Raw genomic sequence first — 21,938 nt, 5'->3', positions numbered from 1 at the left:
GACTATTCCGCAATAAAATATCCTGAAGTTTTACTTAAATTATAAATCGTCCCTAAAAATACGTCTTTGATACGTTGACGAAATTGAAAAGTCAATAAAATACCAGGGTGATTTAACATAATCTTGAGTAAATTAAAGTATCTTTTTGCCTTTGGTTCTCCTGTTGTTAAAGAAATTTCCACTTGTTTTAAAAATACAGATTGGTATAGCCACTTGCCCCGTAGTAACCGTTGCTTTTGAGGTGATATTTTTGTTAAATTACTCCAAAGAAATGGATGAACAACCTGAAGTAATTCTTCCGCTACTTTTTCACTTTGATTTGATTTTTGATCAGATGTAAATCGGAAACAAGAAAATTCACTATTGACACTGCCAACTGTACCTTCTGCCTCTAAAATTCTCAACCAATAATCATAATCCATTACGAAGTTGAGTTCCTCTTTAAATAAACCAATTTTGTCTGTTATGCGTCTTGTCCAAAAAATTTCTGGTTGAACAAATTGACATTGCTTCCACCATACATCCCATAAATCTAAAATCTCCTCTAACTTTTTGATCTTACCAAATTGCTCACCAATTTTTTCACCTTCCTCATTGACATAACGACATATTCCGTGTAGCAAGTCAGTATCAGGAAATTGGCGAAAATGTTCAGCAACCTTAAACAGTGTGCCTGGTAAATAATAGTCGTCGCTGTTTAAATAGGCTATAATTTCCCCTGTTGCTTTTGCTAAACCCTTATTAATAGCGTGAGTTTGTCCATTATCAGGTTCACTTACCCAATAAGTAATCCATTGTTCATATCGCTTGATAATCTCAGATGTATTGTCTGTGCTACCTCCATCGATAATGATATATTCTAAGTTAGGGTATCCCTGTTTTATTACTGAGCAAATAGTTTCTTCAATAAAACTACCTTGATTATAACTAGGAGTAATTATACTAATACGTGGAAAAATCACATTACTTATTTTTCCATTATCATTAACTTTTTTACTGCAATTATCAATATTCATAAATTATTGTTGAAAGTTCAAAAAAATATTCATTTTCAGCTAGCTATTTTTTGCATAGCTAATTTTTTACCTTGTTGTGAAGCATCATAAAAACGTCTGCTTCTTGAGTCCATTCGTAATCGCTTATAGAATTCAAATAGCTTTTGGCTTCTGCTTGATTGGTTAGGATATTCTCCCCATATTGCTTTCAAAATCGTGCTTGAACAAGTAATTTCTTTAACTAATTGGAGTAAGTAATCTTCTTGTATACGATGTTCAGGAATTAAATGGGTTAATCCTAAAGAAGTAAATTGTCCTGTACCTAAACCAATCGTACAAGCTGTAAGTGCTAAATCTGTATCACCACATGATGTTAATAACTTACCCTTACGATCTAAATTGGTTCGTTGAGAATCTTGACGTAATAGTTCATTATATTTCTCTGCTACTACTCTACGAACACAGAGTCCTGCTCCACAAGGAACTGTATAATTGTGATGGATCAGATTTGACCATCTATCTGCCTCGAAATCTCTAATAGCTAGAAAATCCCAGTAAGGTTTTGTCCAATCTGGAGGTGTAACTTCAAACTCAGGTTTAATCTTCCCACCCCAAGCACCAATAAAGGGGTAATCTTTACTAATTTTAAGAACTACTTCTAAATAATCATCATCTAAAACATTATCATCATCTACAAAAACTAATATTTCTGCTTTAGCTTCTCGTATTCCCCTTAATCTAGCAGGGGTTAAGCCAAGTTCATCTTCACGAATATGGCGTGAATGCGGATGCCAACTCAGGTCAATTTCTGATGAAAGTAATTCATCACTCACATTATCTATTAGCAGCATTTCCCACTTATTCAAAGATAAACTTTGCTTTTTTAATGCCTCTAATACTCTTGCAAGATAATCTTGTCGGGGGTTATGAGTGCAAATAATTATACTCAAATAAAAATACATAGTATTATTTATTTATGATTTTTCGTGTGTAGAACAATTTTCAGCAAACGTTGACCAAAATCAACCGCAGGGTTGCGAGGTACTTTCTGGCGAATACGTTCGCCTGCTAACTGCCCCATAGCTTGCCAATTGTGTCTTTGCTCCCAAGCACGCTCTATGGCTTCATCGAGATGTTTTACTGTTGGGGCTTCAGCAATAAAGCCTGTTTCTCCATCATCTAAAACCTCTTTGTTACCAGCTACATCAGTGACAATTGCCGGACGACCACAAAGCATACATTCTACCAGTGCTAACGGTAAACCTTCGTAGCGAGAGGGTAATATTAAAGCATGGTGAGACTGCCAAATATCTTCTACGTTACTCACATGGCCAGCAAATTTGATTTTTGATTCCAGTTGATATTGAGATACAAGTTGTTTTAGGGTTGTTTCCATCGGACCGGAACCAAATAAGCTGATTTGAAGCGGGCGATCGCGCCACTTTTGCTGTGATAGCACATCGACGAGCAAATCTTGACCTTTGGCACGGGGATCAAGTCGAGCAACACAGGCTAGTCGCCAGGGAGATGATTCTGTTGGTTCAGTCCAGGGAGGGGCTGCATCATAGTTGACTTGAAAAGGATTACAGACTATTTCTGCATTAGTTAAGGATGTAGCAATTTGTTTCTCAAATAAATGTTGATTCCCTTGAGAGACAAAAAAGCACCGCATTGCCGACTGAAATATTTTTCGGCTTCTTTGTGCTGTTTCAGAGTCAGTCCAAAATATTTCAGCATTTGCCTGCCCAACTGTAACGAAAGGAATGCTTTGTTCGAGACAGACTGATGCAAAATATTCAAATTCAATATCAGTAATAGCACCAGAGGATAGACAGACAAGATCGGGTTTTATCTGTAGTAACCAATTTTGAAATAACCTGTGGGTCATGTCAATCGGCTGTAGCAGCTTCAACCGTTGAAAAACTCGCCTTAATAGGGAGGGTGCTATATACCGACGGACTTTAACTGCTACACCAAGGCGTTGAAGTTGTGTGAGTTGTGGTCTGGGCTGAGGATAGTCCCTGACAGATGCACTGATCGTATGACCTTGACTAGCTAGCCAGATAGCGGTTTGTGACCAGAGTTCTTCCGAACCACCCCAGGGGAAACCTGCCATTGTTGAGACAAAAGCAATTTTGAAGGTCATATTACTTGGACATCTTGAGGTCAGTAGAAACAGTCACAATATTAATAGTTGGGGTTAGTTTTAGCCAATTATAAAATGCTGAACTTTGGATTTCAGCCGCTTTACTTTACTAAAAACACGATCGCTTATGGTAGGTTTACGGCGATCGCGTCTAGCTAAAACTGGATGGGGTGGAGGCAGAGGTATCTTTCTAGGTATAGGTATGGGATAACGAACGGTAGAGCGATCGCTCAATTCAGCAATCACATTCAACCAGCGTTGATAACAAACTTCTTCACTATAGTTTTGAGTAATTAATAATTTTGATGCTAGAGAACATCGTAACCATAAATCGGGGTTATTGGCTAAATTAATAATCGCTGTAGCGGCTTGTTCCGGGGTATCGTCAACTAACAACCCTGTTTGGGTATGCTTCACGATTTCTGGAATACCACTGGGAATTGATCGCACCACAGGAACAACACCACTGGCCATCCCTTCTAGTAAAGCCACTGGTAAGCCTTCATAATCGGACATCAATAATAAGGCTTGACATTGAGCAAGTTGGGCTTGAACTGCGGATGGTTCTAAGCGACCTAAAAAATGAATGCGATCGCCTAATCCTTGGGCTTTTACCCATTCCTCGGAAGTGGTTCGCGCTGCCCCATCTCCTAGTATTAAGCATTCAATGCGGGAGTCAAGGCGGCAGGCTTGCACCATAGCTGCTAAAACTAAGGAAATGCGCTTTTGCTCTTCCACCACTCGACCGCTAAAGGCGACGCGAAAAGGTGAGTCAGAGAAAGAAGCTGTATGAGGAGATAGTGGTGTGCCAGAAGGAACAGTGTAAGTGTATTTTGCTAAGTGTTTCTCTTTTGCTAAATTGCATATATACTCTGAGACACCAACCAGCATTCCTCCACTGGTTTCTGGGGTAACCATTTCAGCAATTGCCCAATACAGAGGATCATCAGACCTCATTGACAAAGCCCAAGGTAAACCAAATCGACCAGCAATAGATCCGGCGTAATACATTGATTCTAGACATTGGGGTAAGAAGATTTGCGGTTGATGACGGTTGAGAAATGCGAGTATGCCACGAACGTCGTCTTCAGTAAATAATGAGCGCGTTTCAATTTCAACAGAAATTCCAGCATCACGCAGGCGAGACAATATGCTGGACTCCTCTATATCTTTCCCGAAGTGATGAAGCAAAAGGTTAACGGGAACACCATCACTATGAAGACGTAGCAACATCCTCTCTAACCAAGATGTAACGCCACCGACATCGTTTTTAGCACTATAATGTCCAAATGCTATTGGCTTTGAGAGCGATCGCAATTTATCTAAGGGATACATATTCAGTTACTTCAGTAGTGACGCTTTCGAATATTGACTAAAGGACTCCGTGATTTTTCTAGATCAAGGAGTATTAGAGGATTGAAATTAGGGCGATCGCCTATTTGCCGACATCAACATTGGTTATCGATTTTTAGGCTTGCGATGAACTACGAAATGTCAATGGGGCTGGGTATCAAATTAGGTATAGAAGGCGATCGCAATTTATCTGAGATGTTCACTATCTAATAAATTCACATAATTTTTTATAAGCCTAGAAATAAACAAACCTACATTATTCATTCACGAAATGCAAAAACATCTAATCTCAAGTCTTTAGCATTATACACAGGTCGAGAGATAAAAGGTTGTTGCGCAGTACTCTCGTCAAGAACATGAATTCTAAATCCTGCATCTTCTAGCAAAGAGAAGAATTTACCAAGGTTTTGAGGTTTATCTATAAATGAGTGATACTCAACAAACATATTTTCTACATTATGCAGTAGGTCTTTACAATCAAGTAAAACTTCTAGTTCAGCCCCTTCGATATCAACTTTTAACATACTGCATGGTTGTTGAAGGTAATCATGAAGACGCTTGACAGGGATAGTTATTTTCTCCTTGTCTTCTGTTACTTCTTCTGCCAACTCAGCAATATGCCCACCATCAGTACCATTTGCTAGAAATTCTAATTCACCTTCAAAAGTCCAAAGTCCTGCCTGAATAAGAGTTGTAGAAGAAAATTCCTTACAGTTGATACTTAGTAAGTCAAAAATCTCTGGATCTGGCTCGAATGCAATAATTTCTGCATCAGGAAAAATCTTTTTCCAATAGTATATAGTAGCTCCAATATTTGCTCCACAGTCAATAATCCTTGGGGTCTGTAGATCTGTGGTAAATTTACAATATTCTTGTTTAAAAAAACAATTATATACTTGCAAAACAGATGCTGCATCAACACTAATGATTTTTTGGCCAAGCAAATTAGTCTCACATTTAATTTTTCTTGGAATAGAACGAAGCCTTTTGATTTCTTGATTAATCTCTATATCTGTGTCTGCTTCTCTAGTAGCAAAGATAAATTTTGATTTTCTAAAAATATTTAGCAGTATAGGAGGAGTTGCTAAAATAGTAAATTTTTTAAATGTACTGATTAACATTGATAATCTCCTTTTTTATCCCGAAACCTTAGCAATCTTGCTGGAACTCCTGCCACTATGGAATACGGAGCTACATCTTTCGTGACTACGGCGCCAGCAGCAATTACTGAGCCTTTACCAATTCGAACACCATCCAAAATTACACAACGAGTTCCAATCCAAACATCATCTTCAATAATAATTCCCTTTGTAGACAAGCCCTGATTCATAATGGGGACATCTATTGTTTCAAAATTATGATTGGCAGATATTAATGTACAGTGGGCTGCTATTCTAGTCATCTGACCTATGCTGATACCGCCATGACCGTAAACAATAGTTCCAGGATTGAGACTAACTTGATCTGATAATATTATGTCGCCGCCATATGTCGCAATTATGCACCCACTATGAATCAGACATTTACTACCTATTGAGATAGAACCATTTGGATTATTCAAAAAGTTATCATCAAAATTCAAGTAAGAACAAGCTAATGTAACATTAGAGTGAACTTCAGTAGCAAAGCCAATTGAAATTCCACTATGTGCTAAAATTTTACATTTACTTGAAATTTTCACTCCTGCTCGTTTCAACTTTTTAAGCCACAGATATCTCTTTAAATATAATTTAAGTTCCATTATAAATATTTAGTTTATGATCACTTAGGTATAATCCATTCTCTTGGCTGAAAATATAAAGAATCAATCGTATTCTGGGATGTATTTTCTATTAGTTCAAACTGGTGCGATTCAAGTACATCTAATATGAAGTGTCCTTCGAGACTGATATAGATTTTCGCATCGTAAAATCCTTCTTTCAAGCAAAGAAATGGGAAAAATAAATTGATTTCATGAATGCCTTCATCAAGCGCAAAAACATTTTCGTCAGTATAAGAACTAAGTCGCAAAACTTTCTGATTCATATTTGCTCTGTCATGAATCAGAATCTCTACTCTCAGCCCTTCCAAAAACTTATTTGCCTGAATTTTAATTTTTAAAATTGTGGGTAAGCCAGAACGTATATTATTGTTGATTGCATTTCCTTCTAGATCACAGAAATCGATAGATAAAATTTTTGCAATGTCCGCATGAAAACGATTAGATGTTTCACGATTATCATCTCTGGACTGCTTTAAACTATCTTTTTTTTCTGATAAAAGTTGATTTTCATAAAAACTGACAACTTCTTTGGGTTTTCCTGATGTTATTAGCTTACCTTTAGATAAATATATTGCAGAAGATGATACTGCAAGAATCGCATTAGAGTCGTGTGAAACCAGAATGAATGAACAAGTTTTTCTTAACATTGCTAAATGTCGATAACACTTAGCTCGAAATTTCATATCGCCAACCGCCAAGACTTCATCAATCAATAAAATATCTGGTTTTGTATGAATCGCACTAGCAAACCCTAACCTCGCCGCCATGCCCGAACTATAACTCTGCACTGGTGCATCAATGGCTTCCCCAATCTCCGCAAACTCTACAACCTGATCAAACCGTTCATCAATTTCCTGCTTTGATAAGCCCAAAATTGACATATTCACATAAATATTTTCCCGTCCCGTCAAAATTGGGTTAAACCCAGCTCCCAAGGCAATCAACGGCGCAACCCGCCCCTTAACCTCTACCGAACCATGATCCGGCTTAATCAAACCACTAATAATCCTGAGCAGCGTTGTTTTCCCTGCACCATTCGCCCCCACCAAACCCAACGCCTCACCCCGGCGCAGTTCAAAACTGACATCATTCAGCGCCCAAAACTCACCCTTGCGTAACTCTACATCTGTTCGCTGAGCGCCAAACACCTCACCAGCTATATCTTGTATCCCATAAAAGAGCGACTTCTTCAGATCTCGACAAAACCGCTTAGATACATTTTTCACCGATAAAACAACTTCGTCATCTTGTGATTGTTCAAAAGTGTCTTGATCAGATGTCAGCAAAGTCATAGCTAGTAATAAATATAAAATTAACTACAAATACAATCAGGGGATAAATTACGAACTCATCCGCTCTACAACAAACGGAATTGCCAAGCGATACCATACCCAAGCTATTAGTAACAACCCAAACGCCAAACCACTAACACCCCAAAAACCAGCTGGGTTAGTAACCATACCACTCGTCGCTAAATCCCGTGTCGTCACCAACAAAGGCGTTACCGGATTCAAATTAACAACCGTAGCAAACAATCCCTCCTTAGGAACCGGATAAATCACCGGCGTCAACAATAACCAAGGAGACACAATCAGAGGTATAGCCTTGGACACATCTCCATACAAAGCCCCAAGAGGAGCTAGGAACAACCCGATGGCCGTACCCAACATTACTAAATGAACCAAAGCTACTGGCGCAAGCAAGATACTCCAAGGCACGGGAATCTGGAACCAAACAAACAAACCCAAGATCAAAATTAACTTAATACCAAAATTAAAAAATACTTCCCCCAATTTAGCTAAAATAATCGCCTCCCTCGGAAAGTTGATTTTTGCCAGCATTGGTTTAGCCGCCCCCACAGCCCCAATTGGACCATTTAATGATTCCACAAAAGTTTGCCAGAGTGCCATGCTAAACATTACATAGGCCGGATAGGGAATTTCAGTCTCTCCGATATTTACCGCCCCAGCATTGCGCGCAACCAGCAACCCTGCCGCCGTAATCATGGGGGGTAAAAATGCCCACAACACCCCAAACAAAGACTGTCGATATTGAGCACTAATATCTCTCACCAATAAGCGCCATGCGAGCTCCCTAGAAGCCAGTAAATCCCGTCCCATCTCTCGAAATAATTGCCATGGGTGGCGAATGCGACTTTCTGACGTATATACAACTCGCTGAGAAAATGTCCTGTTTTTCTTCATTTTGAAAAAATTAGACTACAGTATCAGCAGTAACACATTCTTGAAGCACTGTACCCTTTAAATAAAGCGTCTCGGGAGAAATATCAATTTCATCCATGCTCCTAATCCCCTAATCCACCTGCACCAAAAATCCATCCAAATCAGCCACCACCGCAAAATCCAATAGCGCCTCGCCCAGTTCCTCCAATTGCCCCACAGATAAACATCGAATTTTTTCGCTCTGTGATGCAGATAATTCCCCAAAGCGCCGTTTCAACTGACGCATCACCAAATTTGCTGCCTCCTCCTGACGACCTTCTTGAAGACCTTTAGCAATGATCTCTTGGTAAAAGCGAGAACGAGTAATATCTGTCTGTTTCAGATCGAGAATTTCCATAATCATTTCCTGGGTCAAATCTGGGTATTTATTTGTCAGTATAGTCTCAATCAAACTCAATCGACGGTCAAATTCCGCCTCCGTTTCTGCCGTCTTCAACAGGGTTTGGCCGAGCTGCATACTTCGCTGCTTCTCTGTCGTCAACAACTGCAACAGCATCAAATTAGGACTCAAGTCTGACCTGTCTTTCAGGTCACTCAAGTACAGTCGCGTTACCCGCTGCTCTAATAAATCTTGATAGGGTAATTCCGAACCTAATCCTTGTCCTCTACTCCGTAAAATCAGTAGTCCTCGCCAGTCACAGTCAACATTATACTGGTACAAATAAACGAATAATTGCGCAAAATAGCGACCATAAAACCGCTCATCGGCTTGCATTTGCGCCTCTGCAAACACGACTGGAATCCCGCGCTTTTCAGTGACGGGCAAAAACAGACCATCCAGGCGAAATTCCTTTTCCTTAACGACGGGGGCGCTGTAGGCAAATTCCCAGTCAGGATCAATACCAGGGATTAATTCTGCCAACATCCCTGGCTGGGATAAAAATAATTCGTAAAACCATTTGTCTGTTTTCATCTGGGTGGCTCTGATTCTTCCCCCAATGTTCTTTAAATTCTTGGAGAGCTGGCGATTTCCGTTTTCACGGCCTGCATCTGGCTCCCTAAGCGTTCTAGACGATGCAATTCGTTTTCTAAGTCAATGATAATCTCGGCGATCGCCACTGGTGTGATTGCTCGCATATAGACATTCTCCCATCCGCTTCACTTTAGCGAGAAACGAAGCATCCACTAAAGGGGCTGATGAGAATAAGGCCAGACAATTTAGCAAGCAATAACTTATTCCATGGCTCCTACAATTCTTAGGCGAGATCTGGCCAAAACTCAGGCGACAAGACTTCAGCGAGGCTAAACGGACAACTTTCTGGAAATTGTTCATCTGGTAAATCCGTTGCGGCGATCGCTAGATCCCGCGCTTCCGACCAACTTTCCGTCATTGCTTCCTCTAAACGAGACTTGGGACCTGGATTACGCCGTAACAACTTTTCAATGGTAGTGCGCTGAACCCGAATGGTGGCGCGCCAACTATTAGAACGTCGCCAGTGCTGTATTTGCCATTTGAGGAGATGGGCAATCAATTGTACTAACCTTGATTCTAGATTCTAGTTGATCATAATGTCGTTTCCCCAAATCATCGAGCTCCTCGATTAGATGGCTTAAGTCTAATTCATGAAATTTTTTGTGGCGTAGCAATTCACATTGTTGTGCTGTCCATGTATAAAAATCAGTGTCATATAACGAAGAACTCATGATGCCAATTCCCCAATTTTTTGGATTAAGTGACTTGGGGCGATCGTCCTTGATATAACTGCCCTGAAAACCATTACTCTCAATGGATTAGAAAATTGCCTAAGGCCAATAATTGGTATCTCGAACTTGTTCAGTCTAGGCTGATGTTTAGCCCAGGTAAAACCTCTTCTCCAGATAAGGTCGCCGGTAAATTGACGATTTGTATGGTTTGATTGGGGCGATAGATTTCCACCTGTTTTTGTTGTGGATTAATCAACCAACCTAGCCTTAAACCAGAGCCTAGGTATTCCTGCATTTTATTCTGTAAGGGTTTTAAGCGATCACTTTTTGACCTCAGCTCAATGACAAAATCTGGACAAATTGGCGGAAATCCTTCTCGTTCTGCGTGGGTTAGTTTTTCCCAGTTGCATCGGGAGACCCAAGCCACATCAGGGGAGCGATCGCCGCCCTGGGGCAAGCTAAATATTGTGGAAGAACTAAAAACAATTCCGAGTTGACTCTGATCATTCCAGAGAGAAACTTTGAAAATAAGATTCGCTTCTTGGGCACCGCTTTCACCCCCAACTGGAGACATAATAACGAGCTTTCCTTGGGGGTCTCTTTCTAAGTTGAGGTCAGGATTGTTTTGGCAGAGCTGATAAAATTGCCCTCGATTTAACGAAACAATTGGCTGAAGGTCTAAAACGGTAGCCATAATGATGCAGATTAGAGGAGTAAGCTAATTTTAACAACTTGTTCTCATTGAGGCGATCGCCCTCTAGAGGATCACTCACCAAGGGAAATAACGCGACTTAACACATCTTCGATATCGTAGGGGCAATCTTTAGGAAAATCTAAATCCGTTTCCCGGATCGCGTCAGCACGGGCAAGCCGATACATTTTTGCTAGGGATACCTCATCATTAAGATAGCGTCGCAGACTCGGACTGTCCTCAAGATATAGTTCAATATTACTTCGTTCTCGATCAATCGTATTTCGCCAACTGCGAGACCGTTTTTGGGGCTGATGATCCCACTTTAATAGGTGGTGTAAAATCAGCCGGATACTGCTAAGGAGGTGATCGCGTTCTCGCTTGGACAAATCCCGCACCTCTTCTACCAAGTTTTCAATATCAAGGGCCGTAAAATCCCCAGCGGCAAGAAGATCGGCCATTGTTTCTGCCCATTGACTAAAGTCTTTTTCGTACAGTTGTTCCATGGGAGTGTAAGTTTTTTTTGTTTTAGTCTAGCCGGATGTTGAGGATGACAAGCAAGGCGATTGCCCTTAGGAGAACAGGTCGCCATATTCCGCCAAGAGGGCCAAAGCTTCTCTTAATGCCCGTCGGTTTCGGTCGGTTGGGTCGAGCTGGAATTGTATTTCGGCAATACGGCATCGAGTTTCGATTCTAGTTCGGCGAGCCTCGCGTTCTCTTCTCTCAGCATTTTCAGTCTCTGCTCGTGTGCGATCCTCGCTTCTTTGTTGCTCTGCCTCAACTCTTCGTTGCTTTTCTTCAGCCAAGCGGTTTGTTTCTCGATTTCGACGGTTCCACTCAACGCCGAAATTAGCCAATGTAGCCAGGAGGGCCGCCACAGTGAATCCATTGCTCCACTGTCTGGGGTTGGCAATGAGTCCGAGGAATTCAAAGTCGGTTTGGTCATAGAACCTCAAAAAGGCGATCGCGATCAATAACACCGTTAAGACGGTTGAGGGCAATAATGCCAGGAAATTTAACCACATCTAAGGCTAGGGGAAGATAATTTTATTTTAATAGTTCATTTGGCGATCGCCTTTCATCAAACCATCAGAAGAATTAGTGAAGAATGATTTCACTTTAAGGGGTAGAGCCCTGGGCGATCGCCACTATCAAAAGATCCCCTTTAAGTCTTTGTCTATTACCGTTTGACGGAATTTTGCAACACCTCTAAATATTGCGCTGCAATTCGCTGCGGTGTGAAGTTCTCTTCTAAATATCGGCGTCCTGCTTGGCCCATACCCTCTGCCAAGGGGCGATCGCCTGCCAACTGCCGAATGAAATCTGCTAGCCCTTGGCCATCCCCATTGGCGATCGCCCGGCCACAATTTGTTTTCTGCACTAGATCTTTTAAATAGCTCTTAGGCGGACAGACCACGGCAATGGGCCGACCCGCTGCCAAGGCTGAATAAAGCTTGCTCGGTGCTAACAGGCGTTCCATCCCCGGACTCAAACTCACTAACGACAAATCACAGGCCGTCAAGGAATAGGGCAACACTTCTTTATCTTGGTAGGGCAGCAGCAGCAGGTTCGATAACCCCAACTGTTCGCGCTTTTCCATTAACACCTGCCGCTTGGCACCATTGCCAATACAGACAAACTTAATCGGTTCATCCTTGAGTAAAATGGCCGCTTCGAGGAAGGTTTCAACATCGTGGCAACGGCCCAGATTGCCAGAATAGAGCACCGTAAATGGCTGAATCAGTCCGTACCGCAGGGCAAACCAATTTTTTTGTTTGGGGATCGGCACGATTAAGTCCGGATTTGCCCAACTGTGGATCACGCTGACCTTTGACTCGATCTCCGGGCAGAGTTGGGTAATATGTTGCTTTTTCGCTGGGCTTAACACCACAATGCCCGTCGCCCGTCGCCACACCCTGAGGTTCATATTTTGCCAAAATCGCGCTAACCAGTGCTGTTCTGGGATCACGCCAAGCTTAACGGCAATATCGGGGTAGAGATCATAGAGCAGACAAACATAGGGCACTCGGAAAATCAGGTTCGCAAAGTAACCCACGATGGGTAAAAAGGGAGGGGCCGTCGTAATCAACAGCAGTTCTGTTTTGCGCCCACATCCGACGAGATGGAGCACTGTCCGCAATAGGAACAAAATGCCATTGATCGCTTTGCCGCGAATCCGCTGGGGCCAGAGCTGTGCTGTCCGCGATCGCCTGACTTTCAGACTATCTACTTGCTCAAGGCGTGGAGCATCTGTCGCTTGAAAGGCGTATCCGGGTTGCCCCGTAAAGATATCAACATCTAAACCTTGCTGGCTCAGGTGCCGCGTCAATTCCTCGATGAGCTGACCTGTCGGGGCAAAATCAGGGGGGAAAAACTGGGTGAGCACCATTAAGCGGAGTTGTGGTTCATTCCTAGCCCCAGAAGACTGATTAATAGTTGGCTGGGAACGGCTAGAAACCAAGCGCTTGAGGTAATGAACAAACAACATAGATAAACTTTTTTTAAAGGGGAGATAAAGCTAAAGATTGGATCGGCGAAGCAATGAACCCATGCACTTTTGCTTCATCTTCACCATTAGGCGATCGCTGAACCATTAACCAAAAAGGCGATCGCCCTACACGCAAAGCTTTCTAAGCCACGTTTTTAGTGATCCCCTTGTAGCTGGGAGATCGTTGCGCGGCAATGCAGCAAGCTTGGGTTGTGAAAAAAATAGACAGACGAATCCTGGGACTGTTCTACCCTAGACGCCGAACTGATGGCATTGCTAGTAGTAGAAGCAGGGTAGAGAAACTGAGATCAAATAGACCATCGAAGCTCACTCTACGGTGGGAAGCCTTCATCGCTCCCTCATGCTTTCTTCATAATTTCTTCAAACTGTATCCTATCTACGCTAATTGGTCGAGGTCAATTTACGAAGCGGAAATCTTTGATTGTGGTAGAACCCTGACATTGCGATTGGCGGCGCGTAAACTCGCTGACAGAAGGATTGCCTTGAACAGAAATTACGCCAGTTGCCTGTTGCCATAGTTCAGGAGAGGCCAACGATAACTGATATTCGCGATCGCATTTGCGGACATGATACCATTTCGTTTCTTGACAACACTTACACCAAAAGGCTTCTAGCCACTCCCCATCTAAGGGCACAGTCGTTTTTGTTGCAACGAGTAAAAGTGCCTTGCGCCGACTGAGCCCCCGGCTTTGGAGATGATCCGGTTGGTCGGCGTAAATTCGGTGTTTCTGACTCACACTATCTAAGTAGCACTGGTGAATCGGGCAAAAGATAGCACGGCGCTTGGAACGCTTACGGTGGCGATCGCGGCGCTTGGTCGATGATTGTTTGCCTAAACTTCTATTGTCTAGGGAGACAGGATGAGAATTCCGGTTGATTGGTTTCATGACGCAGAATGAATGTAGACCCAATTGCCGAGACAACTTGATTGGTAAACAAAACGCTAAAAGGATAGTGATTGCTTGCCACTTAACACATACTACTCATCGACACTATTCCTAAGTGTCTAATTTAGAGATTGGTATCAGTCTCAACCATTAACATTAGCCTGGCTCATCTAATCGTTATACTGACAATTTTAGAATAAGCACCTATAATGTCTGGCGTCTGGATTGAATTTGCTTTCTTTTTGTCATCGGTTGCTCACTTTTAAACCTGTGCCCTATGGTAGTGAGACTTTACAGTAACTTTACAATAGGATTTAAATAAATTTTCTCCCTTTTGAATCGATCAGCATTAGCCTGCCCCTAATTTGGGGTCGTCTGTAGATAGCTGTGTTGTTAGCAGATTCTGAATCCTTGGGTCAGAATATAAATTCCAGGAGCCTTGCTCAATGCAATTTTTTATCCTGTTTTGTACGTCAGTCTTCATCCTAATTCCTGGTAGTTTCAGCGCTGCCGCTGCTGCCGACAGGTCTGATTTTTCAGAAGATGGGGCGATGCAAGCGCAAACTCCACAACGGATCCACCTATCGTCGAGTGCTTTGCCGGCAATGGGCGTTGATCGAAACTACATTCTCGGTGTGGGTGATCAGTTAGAAGTTGAAGTCTTTAATGTGCCTGAATATAGCGGTAGTCAACGGGTGCTGGCCGATGGCTCCCTTAACCTCCCGGCCATTGGTAAAGTGCCGGTTGCGGGCTTAACCATCGAAGCAGCAGAAACGGCGATCGCCACCCGCTACCAGTCAGAATTACGCTATCCCAGAATTACCCTTGTCCTGCAGCAACCCCGTTCTTTCCAAGTGACCCTCTCCGGAGAAGTCAATAGTCCCGGTGCCTATACCCTAGACGGAGGTCAGTTTCCCACCCTGGTGCAAGCCATTCAGGCCTCGGGAGGGCTCACCTATGCCGCCAATTTACGACAAGTGCAAATTCGTCGCCTCAGCCCATCTGGTGCAAGGCAGACCGTCGCCGTTGACCTCTGGGAACTGTTACAAAACGGCGATGCAAGCCAAAACATCGCCCTGCGAGATGGGGATGCAGTTTTTGTACCCGCAGTGGAAACGGTGAACTTAACCGAGTCGGCTCAACTAGCAGCCTCAAATCTAATTGGTACCCCTGAAACCTTAGACATTGGTGTTGTTGGCGAAGTATTTCGTCCAGGTATCTATCGATTAACGGGCGGCGCCTCCCAAACCAACCCCACCGTCTCCCAAGCCATTCGGGAAGCGGGTGGGATCAAGCCCTCCGCTGATATTCGTCAAATTCAGGTGCGACGTCTGACCCGCAGTGGAACATCCCAAACCATTGACATTGATTTTTGGGAACTGTTTCAATCGGGAGATTTGACCCAAGACTTAGCCCTCCAACAAGGGGATACCATTTCTATCGCCACCGCTGCGGCCCCATCCGATGCCGAGGCGGCCCAAATTGTGGCCACTAACTTGTCCCCCGATCAAATTCTCGTTAATGTGGTCGGTGAAATCGAGAGTCCTGGTGCTGTTCGCGTTCCTGCAAATACGACATTAAACCAAGCCGTGCTGGCCGCTGGAGGACTGACAGATCGCGCCCGCAACGATGTGGAATTAATCCGTCTCAATCCCAATGGCACCATTGTCCAGCAGCAGTTTGAAATTGATTTTTCTCAAAACGTCAATGCCGAATCCAACCCAATTCTTTGGAACAACGATGTCATCATCGTGGATCGGAATGCAACGGCTAGCTTTACAGATGGACTCTCACGCATTTTAAGTCCACTGCGCAATCTTTTGCCTTTCGGTTTCTTATTTTAAAGATGAATTTTTAAGAATTAAATTTATAAATTAAGCGCGAAACTACCATGGATAAACAAGATACCAATAACGCTGTTCTCGAATATCAAAATAACGGCCATAAAAAAAATGGTGCAGTCGCCCCAATACCGTATCCTGTCTCTCCTCTATTGCAACCAGTAGACTACGGCGATGACTTCGATTTCCGCCAATTTTTATCCGTGATGCGGCGGCGAGCTTGGTTAATTCTGGGGGTGATAACCGTTGGCATGGGGGCAGTTACCTTCAACACATTTTCCCAAGAAAAAATCTATTTATCGAAGTTTCGTTTGTTAGTTGAACCCGTCAATTCCGACAATAGTGTTTCTGACCTAGCCCGGAGCCTGCCCGGAAACTTTGGTAGCGGATCCGGTGAATTAGACTACGCCACTCAAATTCAGGTTTTACGCAGTCCCGAATTACTGCAAAAAGTGATTCAACCACTGCAGCAACAATATCCTAACCTTAACTACAATACTCTACTCAGTAATCTCAGTATTACCCGACCGGGAGAGACAAAAATTCTCGAAGTCAGCTATCAAAATCCAGACCCTGATCAAATTGAAGCAGTGTTAGAACAGCTTAGCTCGGTGTACCTGGAGTACAGCTTGGCCGATCGCCAAACCAACGTTAGACAAGGTCTGCAGTTCATCGATGAACAATTACCCGACCTCCAACAGGAAGTGGATACTCTGCAGGCAGAGCTTCAACAGTTTCGTCAAAACTACAATTTCACCGAGCCGGAAATTCATTTCAATCAGCTTGCCCAGAAAGCAGCAACCTTAGAGCAGCAGCGCTTCCAGTTGCAACAAGAGATGGCCCAGGCCCAAACCCGCCTCCAATCCCTCCAAGGGGACAGTGGAGCTTTAGCGGCCCTAGAAGATTCACCAGCCTATCAGCAGGTTCTTGGTCAACTGCGGTCGATCGAGGCGAACATTGCCAAAGAATCGACACGTTTCCAAGAGGGGAGCTTAAATATTCAAGTGTTGAGGGAAGAACGCCAGAATTTACTGCCGATTCTACAACAGGAGGCGGAACGGGTGGGGGCAACCCAAGTGACAGATGCCGCCAATCAACTCCGCATCTTACAAGCTCGGATTCCATCCCTTAATCAAGCTCAAGCCGAAGTCGAGCAATCTTTTCAGAATCTCGCTGTTCTAAATCGGCTATATACTGATCTCCAGCGGCGACTCGGAATTTCAACGGAAGCATTGACAGAGCTTCTAGCAAGACGCCAAGCTCTACAAGTGCAAGCGGCACAAACGGAGATTCCATGGGAAGTCATTGAAGATGCCACCCGTCCCAACTTACCGATCTCCCCTAATATTCAACGGAGTTTGATGCTGGGCTTTATTGCTAGTTCGGTATTGGGTGTCGGCGCTGCTTTGCTGCTCGACAAGCTCACTGATGTTTATTACTCCCCAGATGATCTGAAGAATCGGACAAAGCTACCACTCTTAGCCAATATTCCCTACGAAGAACAGCATGGAATGGCCGGGACAGCGGCATCGTCTTTGCCACCAATGCTGCGTGTCCAACGTTGGCTAGCTTCTTTGATTCCGGCTTCAACGACTCGGACATGGCAAAAAATGACTGGTGGAGATCAGCCCTATGGCTATGGCTATGGCTATTATGGTACGTCTGCCTTTTCTGAATCCCTACGGGTGCTACACACCAATCTAAAATTACTGAGTGCCGATCGCCCTTTACGTTCGGTGATTATTGCTTCGGCTTTGCCGGGGGATGGCAAATCAACAATTGCCCTGAACTTGGCACCAACGGCGGCGATTCTCGGTCAGAAAGTATTACTCGTTGATTCTGATATGCGGCGTCCCCAGGTTGCTCAGCGCCTCAATTTAAATCAAAAGCGGGGTCTCAGCACTGTAATTACAAACAATAGCAACGAGACTGAAATCGATAACTATTTACAGAAACCAATGCCCTTGGTAGATTTTTCGGTGCTGCCAGCGGGGGATCTGCCTCCTGATCCGGCAAAATTACTCGCCTCTCAAAAGATGCAGCATTTGGTTAAGGACTTTGAGCGTACCTTCGACCTCGTTGTCTACGATACGCCGCCAGTGCTTGGACTTGCGGATGCCAGTCTGTTGGCCTCCCATGCCGATGGTGTGATTTTAGTGGTCACTTTGAATAAAACTACGCGTTCAGCCGTTTCCCAGGCGATCGCCACCTTTAAGCAAGCCAATATTCCAATCTTAGGACTTGTTGCTAACAGCCAAACCAAAGGGACGTCCGGTAATTCCTACTCCTACTACGGCTACAAGTCCAAAAACAATTAATCATTAAATGGTTAGTAGGCGATCGCCCACTAATCTTTTAGTTCCTGTATTAACCCTCTCACACCAGGAGGGGAAATTTGTATTTCCAGCTTTTTTCTGGGGAACAGTTCTGAGGAAAGTTCTACACTTGCACTTGAGCAACACCCAAGCAAAGCAATTCACAAAACAGGGTACTACTCAACAGCGCTCAAGATTCGTTGCTGAAAACCCCCAACCGATCCATGACCCACCTATGATGGAAAAAAGAGTCATAAATACTTCTAGGCACCTTCATTCCAGTTGCTTGAGTCGTTGTGGCCCATTGCAACAGGTCATTTTTCCTTCAGGGCAAACTTTTGTCGCGTTTTACCTATGCTTGATCTCACTTCCTACAAATCCGTTGAAAAATGCCTCATTAAAGACCCTATTATGCTCGCGGCGGAGACCACCTTGCTTGAAGCGGCAAACACCATGGCGAGTTTAAAGCGCACCTGTGAGTTACAAGACAAAACAAGCGATGCCCTAGAGGTCAATAGTAGCCGCGCCAGTTGTATTCTCGTGATGGCAGGCCAGCAATTACAGGGAATTGTGACCGAACGCGACCTCTTGAAATGGGTCATCCTAGATCAAAATTGGCAGCAGATCACCCTAAAGCAAATTATGACGACCCCTGTCATCTCTCTGACTTGGGATCAGTCTTTAACACCCCTGCATATTTCTCAACTGTTGCAAAAACATCGGATTCGTCACTTACCAGTTCTAGACACAGAAGGTAAGCTATTTGGCTTAATCACCCACCGCTTACTGCGTGGTGTCATTGAACCGGTGCATTTGCTGCGCCTGCGATTTGTCACAGAAGTAATGGTGAGTCGCGTGGTCTACGGTGCCCCCCAACAATCCATGTGGCACTTGGCTAAGGTGATGATGGAATGTCGCGTGGGTTCAATTGTCATTGTTAAGCCCCATCCGACCCTCGAACAGGCTTGGTTTCCCCTGGGGATTGTCACGGAACAGGATATTTTGCATTTACGTTCCCTGGATGTGGATTTGCAAAAAATCACAGCGGAACAAACCATGACCCGGCCAATCAAAATTGCGGTGCACCGTTCTCTGATCGAGGCTAAACAACTGATGGAACGGCACCAAACCCACCGCTTGATTGTGGTTGGGGAGCACCACGAACTCCTGGGGTTGGTGACCCAATCGAATTTGCTGGAGGCGATGAACCAAAATGAGATGTACGGGCTTGTGAGTTTTTTAGAACAGCAGATCAAAGAGCGTACCCAGGAACTAGACCGCCTCAATCAAAAACTTCGTCAAGAGGTGCAGGAACGGAAAAAAGCTGAAAATCGCATTCGTCAACTGTCTCTCACGGATGAATTGACAGGCGTTTACAATCGTCGGGGTTTCTTTATGCTCGTCGAACAGGAATTATCCTTGCTGGAGCGCCAAGAGTTGCCTTTCTCGCTCTTTTTCTTCGATGTGGATAATCTAAAGATGATTAATGATCACCTGGGCCATGGGGTAGGCGATCGCGTCATTGTCGATGCAGCCCAGATTCTGCGGGACAGCTTCCGGAGGGCGGATATTCTGGCCCGGCTGGGGGGCGATGAATTTACCTGTTTTGCGCCGGTGAACCAAGCAGAAGCGGATCTGATTTGCCAACGTCTCCAGGAGGCGATCGCCAACTTCAACCAACAACAACAGCGCCCCTACCAACTTTCTATTAGTACTGGTTACACCAGTTATACCGAATTTCCAGCCAATGCTTCCCTACGCACCCTGTTGAAACAGGCTGACGAGAAAATGTATCGGAATAAGCGGCAGCGGAAACAAGGGCGACAATCTGCCGGTGACGACAACCCCCGCCCCAATACCACAAAACAGAACACAGATCCGGACTATTTGCCTAAACAATCCCTTAACTTGTAGAATTTAAAGTTCTGGAAGCTAACAGATTTCTATAGAAAAAATTATTCTGTCAATATTATGAGTAAGCGTTTACAGGTAGTCCTAAATCAGGACGTGCGCAAGCTAGGCAACAATGGTGACCTCGTTGAAGTTGCCCCCGGCTATGCCCGTAACTACCTCCTCCCCCAAGGCATTGCCTCCCTCGCCACCCCCGGCATTCTTCGCCAAGTTGAACAGCGCCGCGAAAAAGAACGTCAACGTCTGCTTGCAGAACTCCAGGACGCCGAAGCGCGTAAAGTTGCCCTCAAAACCGTGGGTAAACTCATTATCCGCAAGCAAGTTGGTGAAGAAAATCAAATTTTCGGTACCGTAACCACCCAGGATGTGGCCGACGCCATCAAAGAAAGAGCAGGCCAAGATGTAGATCGTCGTGGCATTACGCTCCCTGAAATTGGCAAAACTGGTAGCTACGAAGCCCAGGTTAAATTGCACCCCGAAGTGACCGCAACGGTTCAATTCGACGTAATCCCCCTCTAGAGAGCTTTAAACCAAAGGATTGCGGCATTTATTTTTTGTCATCCAATCAAATTGTTAACCCCAGGGGCGAATCAATAGTGATTCGCCTTTTTTTAGTCTCTGGGATGGACAATTGCTCTGTTGTCTAGGGCTTGCCATGGCAAACTCGACTACCGCCACTTGATCAGAGGCCGCTGGAGTCTAAACTCTGGGCTTCTTCGGAGGTGCTGGGAAGGTGTAAGCCACATTCTTGTTTTAGGCCCCGGAAACGGGTATCCCGTTCGCTTTCATCGCCTGCCATCAAGGGCCGACTAGAGTGCCAATCCCCAACGGTGACATAGCCTTTATCAAAATAGGGATGATAAGGAAGATCGTGGGCCATTAGATACTCATAAACGTCCTTAGAAGTCCAGGTCAAAATTGGGTGAATTTTGTACTGCTTGCCTTGTTTGGCGACGTAACCGAGGGTCTTGCGGTGGTCGGTTTGGCCTTTGCGGAGTCCGGCGAGCCAGGCTTTGGCGTTTAATTCCTTGAGGGCCCGTTGCATGGGTTCGACTTTGCGGATGTAATCGTAGCGGTTAAAGGCTTCGATGTTGTCTTGTTCCCATAGTTTGCCGTAGAGGGCTTCCATCCGCGCGGGACTGAGGGGGGACTGATAGACTTTGAGGTTGAGGTTGAGGCGATCGCCTAATTCTTCAGCAAAGCGATAGGTGGCCTCTGGGAGATAGCCGGTGTCAATCCAAACGACGGGAATATCAGGGATGACCTGGGTGACGAGGTGGAGCATTACCGCCGACTGAATCCCGAAACTGGTACTCATGATCAGCCCTTCAGGAAAGGTCTGGGACGCCCATTGGACGACTTCAACGGCATTGGCTTCGCTGAGTTTTTCGTTAACGGTCGCTAAATCAAGATCTGGCATCATCCCACCCATTTGAACATCTCCCATTGGCATTGATTGTGCTTGGGGGTTGGCGGTTTGCGCGCGGGGGTTGAGGTGGGAAAGATGCAGTTGTGGCATACTTTTACGGGTAAGTAAGGGTGATTTAGTAAAGGGTGCGGTTGACTAGGGGCGATCGCCAAAGATTCGATCCTTTGGGAATTACCAAAAATCAACGCGGCAATGTCGTTACGTCATGAATG

Annotated in this window: 22 protein-coding genes; 4 read left to right on the top strand and 18 right to left on the bottom strand. The window is 44.3% G+C overall.

Annotated features, from left to right (window positions below):
- Window positions 1-2: 2 nt before the first annotated feature.
- The 17 genes from FEK30_RS11815 to FEK30_RS11745 form a co-directional block, all read right to left on the bottom strand.
- Window positions 3-1,016 (bottom strand): glycosyltransferase family 2 protein, encoded by a 1,014-nt coding sequence (locus tag FEK30_RS11815; protein WP_138073293.1) that lies wholly within the window; start codon window positions 1,014-1,016, stop codon window positions 3-5.
- A 35-nt stretch (window positions 1,017-1,051) separates the two neighbouring features.
- The gene (locus tag FEK30_RS11810) at window positions 1,052-1,957 is read right to left on the bottom strand and encodes a glycosyltransferase (protein WP_138073292.1); all 906 of its coding nucleotides are present in this window, start codon (window positions 1,955-1,957) and stop codon (window positions 1,052-1,054) included.
- Window positions 1,958-1,965: 8 nt separating this feature from the next.
- Complete coding sequence (locus FEK30_RS11805; RefSeq protein WP_138073291.1) at window positions 1,966-3,141, bottom strand: glycosyltransferase; 1,176 nt, start codon at window positions 3,139-3,141, stop codon at window positions 1,966-1,968.
- Between the two features lie 60 nt (window positions 3,142-3,201).
- Window positions 3,202-4,476, bottom strand: a complete 1,275-nt coding sequence (locus FEK30_RS11800; RefSeq protein WP_138073290.1) for a glycosyltransferase family 4 protein — start codon at window positions 4,474-4,476, stop codon at window positions 3,202-3,204.
- Between the two features lie 278 nt (window positions 4,477-4,754).
- Window positions 4,755-5,615, bottom strand: coding sequence for an FkbM family methyltransferase (locus tag FEK30_RS11795; RefSeq protein WP_138073289.1), 861 nt, complete (start codon window positions 5,613-5,615; stop codon window positions 4,755-4,757).
- Window positions 5,609-6,235, bottom strand: a complete 627-nt coding sequence (locus FEK30_RS11790; RefSeq protein WP_084150040.1) for an acyltransferase — start codon at window positions 6,233-6,235, stop codon at window positions 5,609-5,611. The genes FEK30_RS11795 and FEK30_RS11790 overlap by 7 nt, the downstream gene beginning before the upstream one ends.
- A 20-nt stretch (window positions 6,236-6,255) precedes the next feature.
- The gene (locus FEK30_RS11785) at window positions 6,256-7,548 is read right to left on the bottom strand and encodes an ABC transporter ATP-binding protein (protein WP_138073288.1); all 1,293 of its coding nucleotides are present in this window, start codon (window positions 7,546-7,548) and stop codon (window positions 6,256-6,258) included.
- A 48-nt stretch (window positions 7,549-7,596) separates the two neighbouring features.
- On the bottom strand, window positions 7,597-8,460 hold the full coding sequence (locus FEK30_RS11780) for an ABC transporter permease (protein ID WP_138073287.1): 864 nt from the start codon (window positions 8,458-8,460) through the stop codon (window positions 7,597-7,599).
- A 109-nt stretch (window positions 8,461-8,569) separates the two neighbouring features.
- On the bottom strand, window positions 8,570-9,412 hold the full coding sequence (locus tag FEK30_RS11775) for a DUF2887 domain-containing protein (RefSeq protein WP_138073286.1): 843 nt from the start codon (window positions 9,410-9,412) through the stop codon (window positions 8,570-8,572).
- Between the two features lie 32 nt (window positions 9,413-9,444).
- A complete protein-coding gene (locus FEK30_RS17145) occupies window positions 9,445-9,576 on the bottom strand; it encodes a hypothetical protein (RefSeq protein ID WP_255447872.1) in 132 nt (43 codons plus the stop codon).
- A 119-nt stretch (window positions 9,577-9,695) separates the two neighbouring features.
- Window positions 9,696-9,971 carry a DUF29 domain-containing protein gene (locus FEK30_RS17140; protein ID WP_255447871.1) on the bottom strand — a complete coding sequence of 92 codons (276 nt, stop codon included), beginning with the start codon at window positions 9,969-9,971 and terminating at the stop codon, window positions 9,696-9,698.
- Window positions 9,922-10,143 carry a DUF29 family protein gene (locus tag FEK30_RS17135; RefSeq protein ID WP_255447870.1) on the bottom strand — a complete coding sequence of 74 codons (222 nt, stop codon included), beginning with the start codon at window positions 10,141-10,143 and terminating at the stop codon, window positions 9,922-9,924. Before FEK30_RS17135 ends, FEK30_RS17140 begins: the two co-directional genes overlap by 50 nt.
- A 130-nt stretch (window positions 10,144-10,273) precedes the next feature.
- The gene (locus FEK30_RS11765; RefSeq protein ID WP_138073285.1) at window positions 10,274-10,837 is read right to left on the bottom strand and encodes a Uma2 family endonuclease; all 564 of its coding nucleotides are present in this window, start codon (window positions 10,835-10,837) and stop codon (window positions 10,274-10,276) included.
- Between the two features lie 71 nt (window positions 10,838-10,908).
- Entirely contained in the window at window positions 10,909-11,340 is a 432-nt protein-coding gene (locus tag FEK30_RS11760; protein WP_138073284.1) for a DUF29 domain-containing protein, read from the bottom strand.
- Window positions 11,341-11,453: 113 nt separating this feature from the next.
- A complete protein-coding gene (locus tag FEK30_RS11755) occupies window positions 11,454-11,780 on the bottom strand; it encodes an MreC domain-containing protein (protein WP_181445660.1) in 327 nt (108 codons plus the stop codon).
- Between the two features lie 234 nt (window positions 11,781-12,014).
- Window positions 12,015-13,322 (bottom strand): glycosyltransferase family 4 protein, encoded by a 1,308-nt coding sequence (locus tag FEK30_RS11750; protein ID WP_138073283.1) that lies wholly within the window; start codon window positions 13,320-13,322, stop codon window positions 12,015-12,017.
- 416 nt (window positions 13,323-13,738) lie between these two features.
- Complete coding sequence (locus FEK30_RS11745) at window positions 13,739-14,230, bottom strand: hypothetical protein (protein WP_072008006.1); 492 nt, start codon at window positions 14,228-14,230, stop codon at window positions 13,739-13,741.
- A 446-nt stretch (window positions 14,231-14,676) separates the two neighbouring features.
- On the opposite strand from FEK30_RS11745, the gene FEK30_RS11740 reads away from it, so the two are divergent.
- From FEK30_RS11740 to rplI, 4 genes are all read left to right on the top strand, one after another.
- Complete coding sequence (locus tag FEK30_RS11740) at window positions 14,677-16,074, top strand: SLBB domain-containing protein (RefSeq protein ID WP_255447868.1); 1,398 nt, start codon at window positions 14,677-14,679, stop codon at window positions 16,072-16,074.
- A gap of 47 nt (window positions 16,075-16,121) precedes the next feature.
- On the top strand, window positions 16,122-18,389 hold the full coding sequence (locus FEK30_RS11735) for a GumC family protein (RefSeq protein ID WP_138073282.1): 2,268 nt from the start codon (window positions 16,122-16,124) through the stop codon (window positions 18,387-18,389).
- Window positions 18,390-18,740: 351 nt separating this feature from the next.
- Window positions 18,741-20,300: a diguanylate cyclase gene (locus FEK30_RS11730; protein WP_138073281.1), complete on the top strand. Its 1,560-nt coding sequence runs from the start codon at window positions 18,741-18,743 to the stop codon at window positions 20,298-20,300.
- Window positions 20,301-20,357: 57 nt separating this feature from the next.
- Window positions 20,358-20,816, top strand: coding sequence for a 50S ribosomal protein L9 (gene rplI / locus FEK30_RS11725; protein WP_012307112.1), 459 nt, complete (start codon window positions 20,358-20,360; stop codon window positions 20,814-20,816).
- A 163-nt stretch (window positions 20,817-20,979) separates the two neighbouring features.
- Here the strand turns inward: rplI and cysH are convergent, their stop codons facing one another.
- Window positions 20,980-21,729 (bottom strand): phosphoadenosine phosphosulfate reductase, encoded by a 750-nt coding sequence (gene cysH / locus FEK30_RS11720; protein ID WP_012307111.1) that lies wholly within the window; start codon window positions 21,727-21,729, stop codon window positions 20,980-20,982.
- Window positions 21,730-21,938: the final 209 nt, after the last annotated feature.

The sequence above is a fragment of the Picosynechococcus sp. PCC 11901 genome (genome assembly GCF_005577135.1).
In the GTDB taxonomy this organism is placed as follows: domain Bacteria; phylum Cyanobacteriota; class Cyanobacteriia; order Cyanobacteriales; family MRBY01; genus MRBY01.
This window is presented reverse-complemented; position numbering and strand designations above follow the sequence as displayed.

What these genes read in the sequence shown, in the direction of transcription:
- FEK30_RS11790 (WP_084150040.1), bottom strand. Translation starts at nt 6,235, where the DNA reads ATGGAACTTAAATTATATTTAAAGAGATATCTGTGGCTTAAAAAGTTG.
- rplI (WP_012307112.1), top strand. Translation starts at nt 20,358, where the DNA reads ATGAGTAAGCGTTTACAGGTAGTCCTAAATCAGGACGTGCGCAAGCTA.
- FEK30_RS11815 (WP_138073293.1), bottom strand. Translation starts at nt 1,016, where the DNA reads ATGAATATTGATAATTGCAGTAAAAAAGTTAATGATAATGGAAAAATA.
- FEK30_RS11810 (WP_138073292.1), bottom strand. Translation starts at nt 1,957, where the DNA reads ATGTATTTTTATTTGAGTATAATTATTTGCACTCATAACCCCCGACAA.
- FEK30_RS11760 (WP_138073284.1), bottom strand. Translation starts at nt 11,340, where the DNA reads ATGGAACAACTGTACGAAAAAGACTTTAGTCAATGGGCAGAAACAATG.
- FEK30_RS11735 (WP_138073282.1), top strand. Translation starts at nt 16,122, where the DNA reads ATGGATAAACAAGATACCAATAACGCTGTTCTCGAATATCAAAATAAC.
- FEK30_RS11805 (WP_138073291.1), bottom strand. Translation starts at nt 3,141, where the DNA reads ATGACCTTCAAAATTGCTTTTGTCTCAACAATGGCAGGTTTCCCCTGG.
- FEK30_RS11745 (WP_072008006.1), bottom strand. Translation starts at nt 14,230, where the DNA reads ATGAAACCAATCAACCGGAATTCTCATCCTGTCTCCCTAGACAATAGA.
- FEK30_RS11765 (WP_138073285.1), bottom strand. Translation starts at nt 10,837, where the DNA reads ATGGCTACCGTTTTAGACCTTCAGCCAATTGTTTCGTTAAATCGAGGG.
- FEK30_RS17135 (WP_255447870.1), bottom strand. Translation starts at nt 10,143, where the DNA reads ATGAGTTCTTCGTTATATGACACTGATTTTTATACATGGACAGCACAA.
- FEK30_RS11785 (WP_138073288.1), bottom strand. Translation starts at nt 7,548, where the DNA reads ATGACTTTGCTGACATCTGATCAAGACACTTTTGAACAATCACAAGAT.
- cysH (WP_012307111.1), bottom strand. Translation starts at nt 21,729, where the DNA reads ATGGGTGGGATGATGCCAGATCTTGATTTAGCGACCGTTAACGAAAAA.
- FEK30_RS11740 (WP_255447868.1), top strand. Translation starts at nt 14,677, where the DNA reads ATGCAATTTTTTATCCTGTTTTGTACGTCAGTCTTCATCCTAATTCCT.
- FEK30_RS17145 (WP_255447872.1), bottom strand. Translation starts at nt 9,576, where the DNA reads ATGCGAGCAATCACACCAGTGGCGATCGCCGAGATTATCATTGACTTA.
- FEK30_RS11755 (WP_181445660.1), bottom strand. Translation starts at nt 11,780, where the DNA reads ATGACCAAACCGACTTTGAATTCCTCGGACTCATTGCCAACCCCAGAC.
- FEK30_RS11750 (WP_138073283.1), bottom strand. Translation starts at nt 13,322, where the DNA reads ATGTTGTTTGTTCATTACCTCAAGCGCTTGGTTTCTAGCCGTTCCCAG.
- FEK30_RS11730 (WP_138073281.1), top strand. Translation starts at nt 18,741, where the DNA reads ATGCTTGATCTCACTTCCTACAAATCCGTTGAAAAATGCCTCATTAAA.
- FEK30_RS11775 (WP_138073286.1), bottom strand. Translation starts at nt 9,412, where the DNA reads ATGAAAACAGACAAATGGTTTTACGAATTATTTTTATCCCAGCCAGGG.
- FEK30_RS11795 (WP_138073289.1), bottom strand. Translation starts at nt 5,615, where the DNA reads ATGTTAATCAGTACATTTAAAAAATTTACTATTTTAGCAACTCCTCCT.
- FEK30_RS11780 (WP_138073287.1), bottom strand. Translation starts at nt 8,460, where the DNA reads ATGAAGAAAAACAGGACATTTTCTCAGCGAGTTGTATATACGTCAGAA.
- FEK30_RS11800 (WP_138073290.1), bottom strand. Translation starts at nt 4,476, where the DNA reads ATGTATCCCTTAGATAAATTGCGATCGCTCTCAAAGCCAATAGCATTT.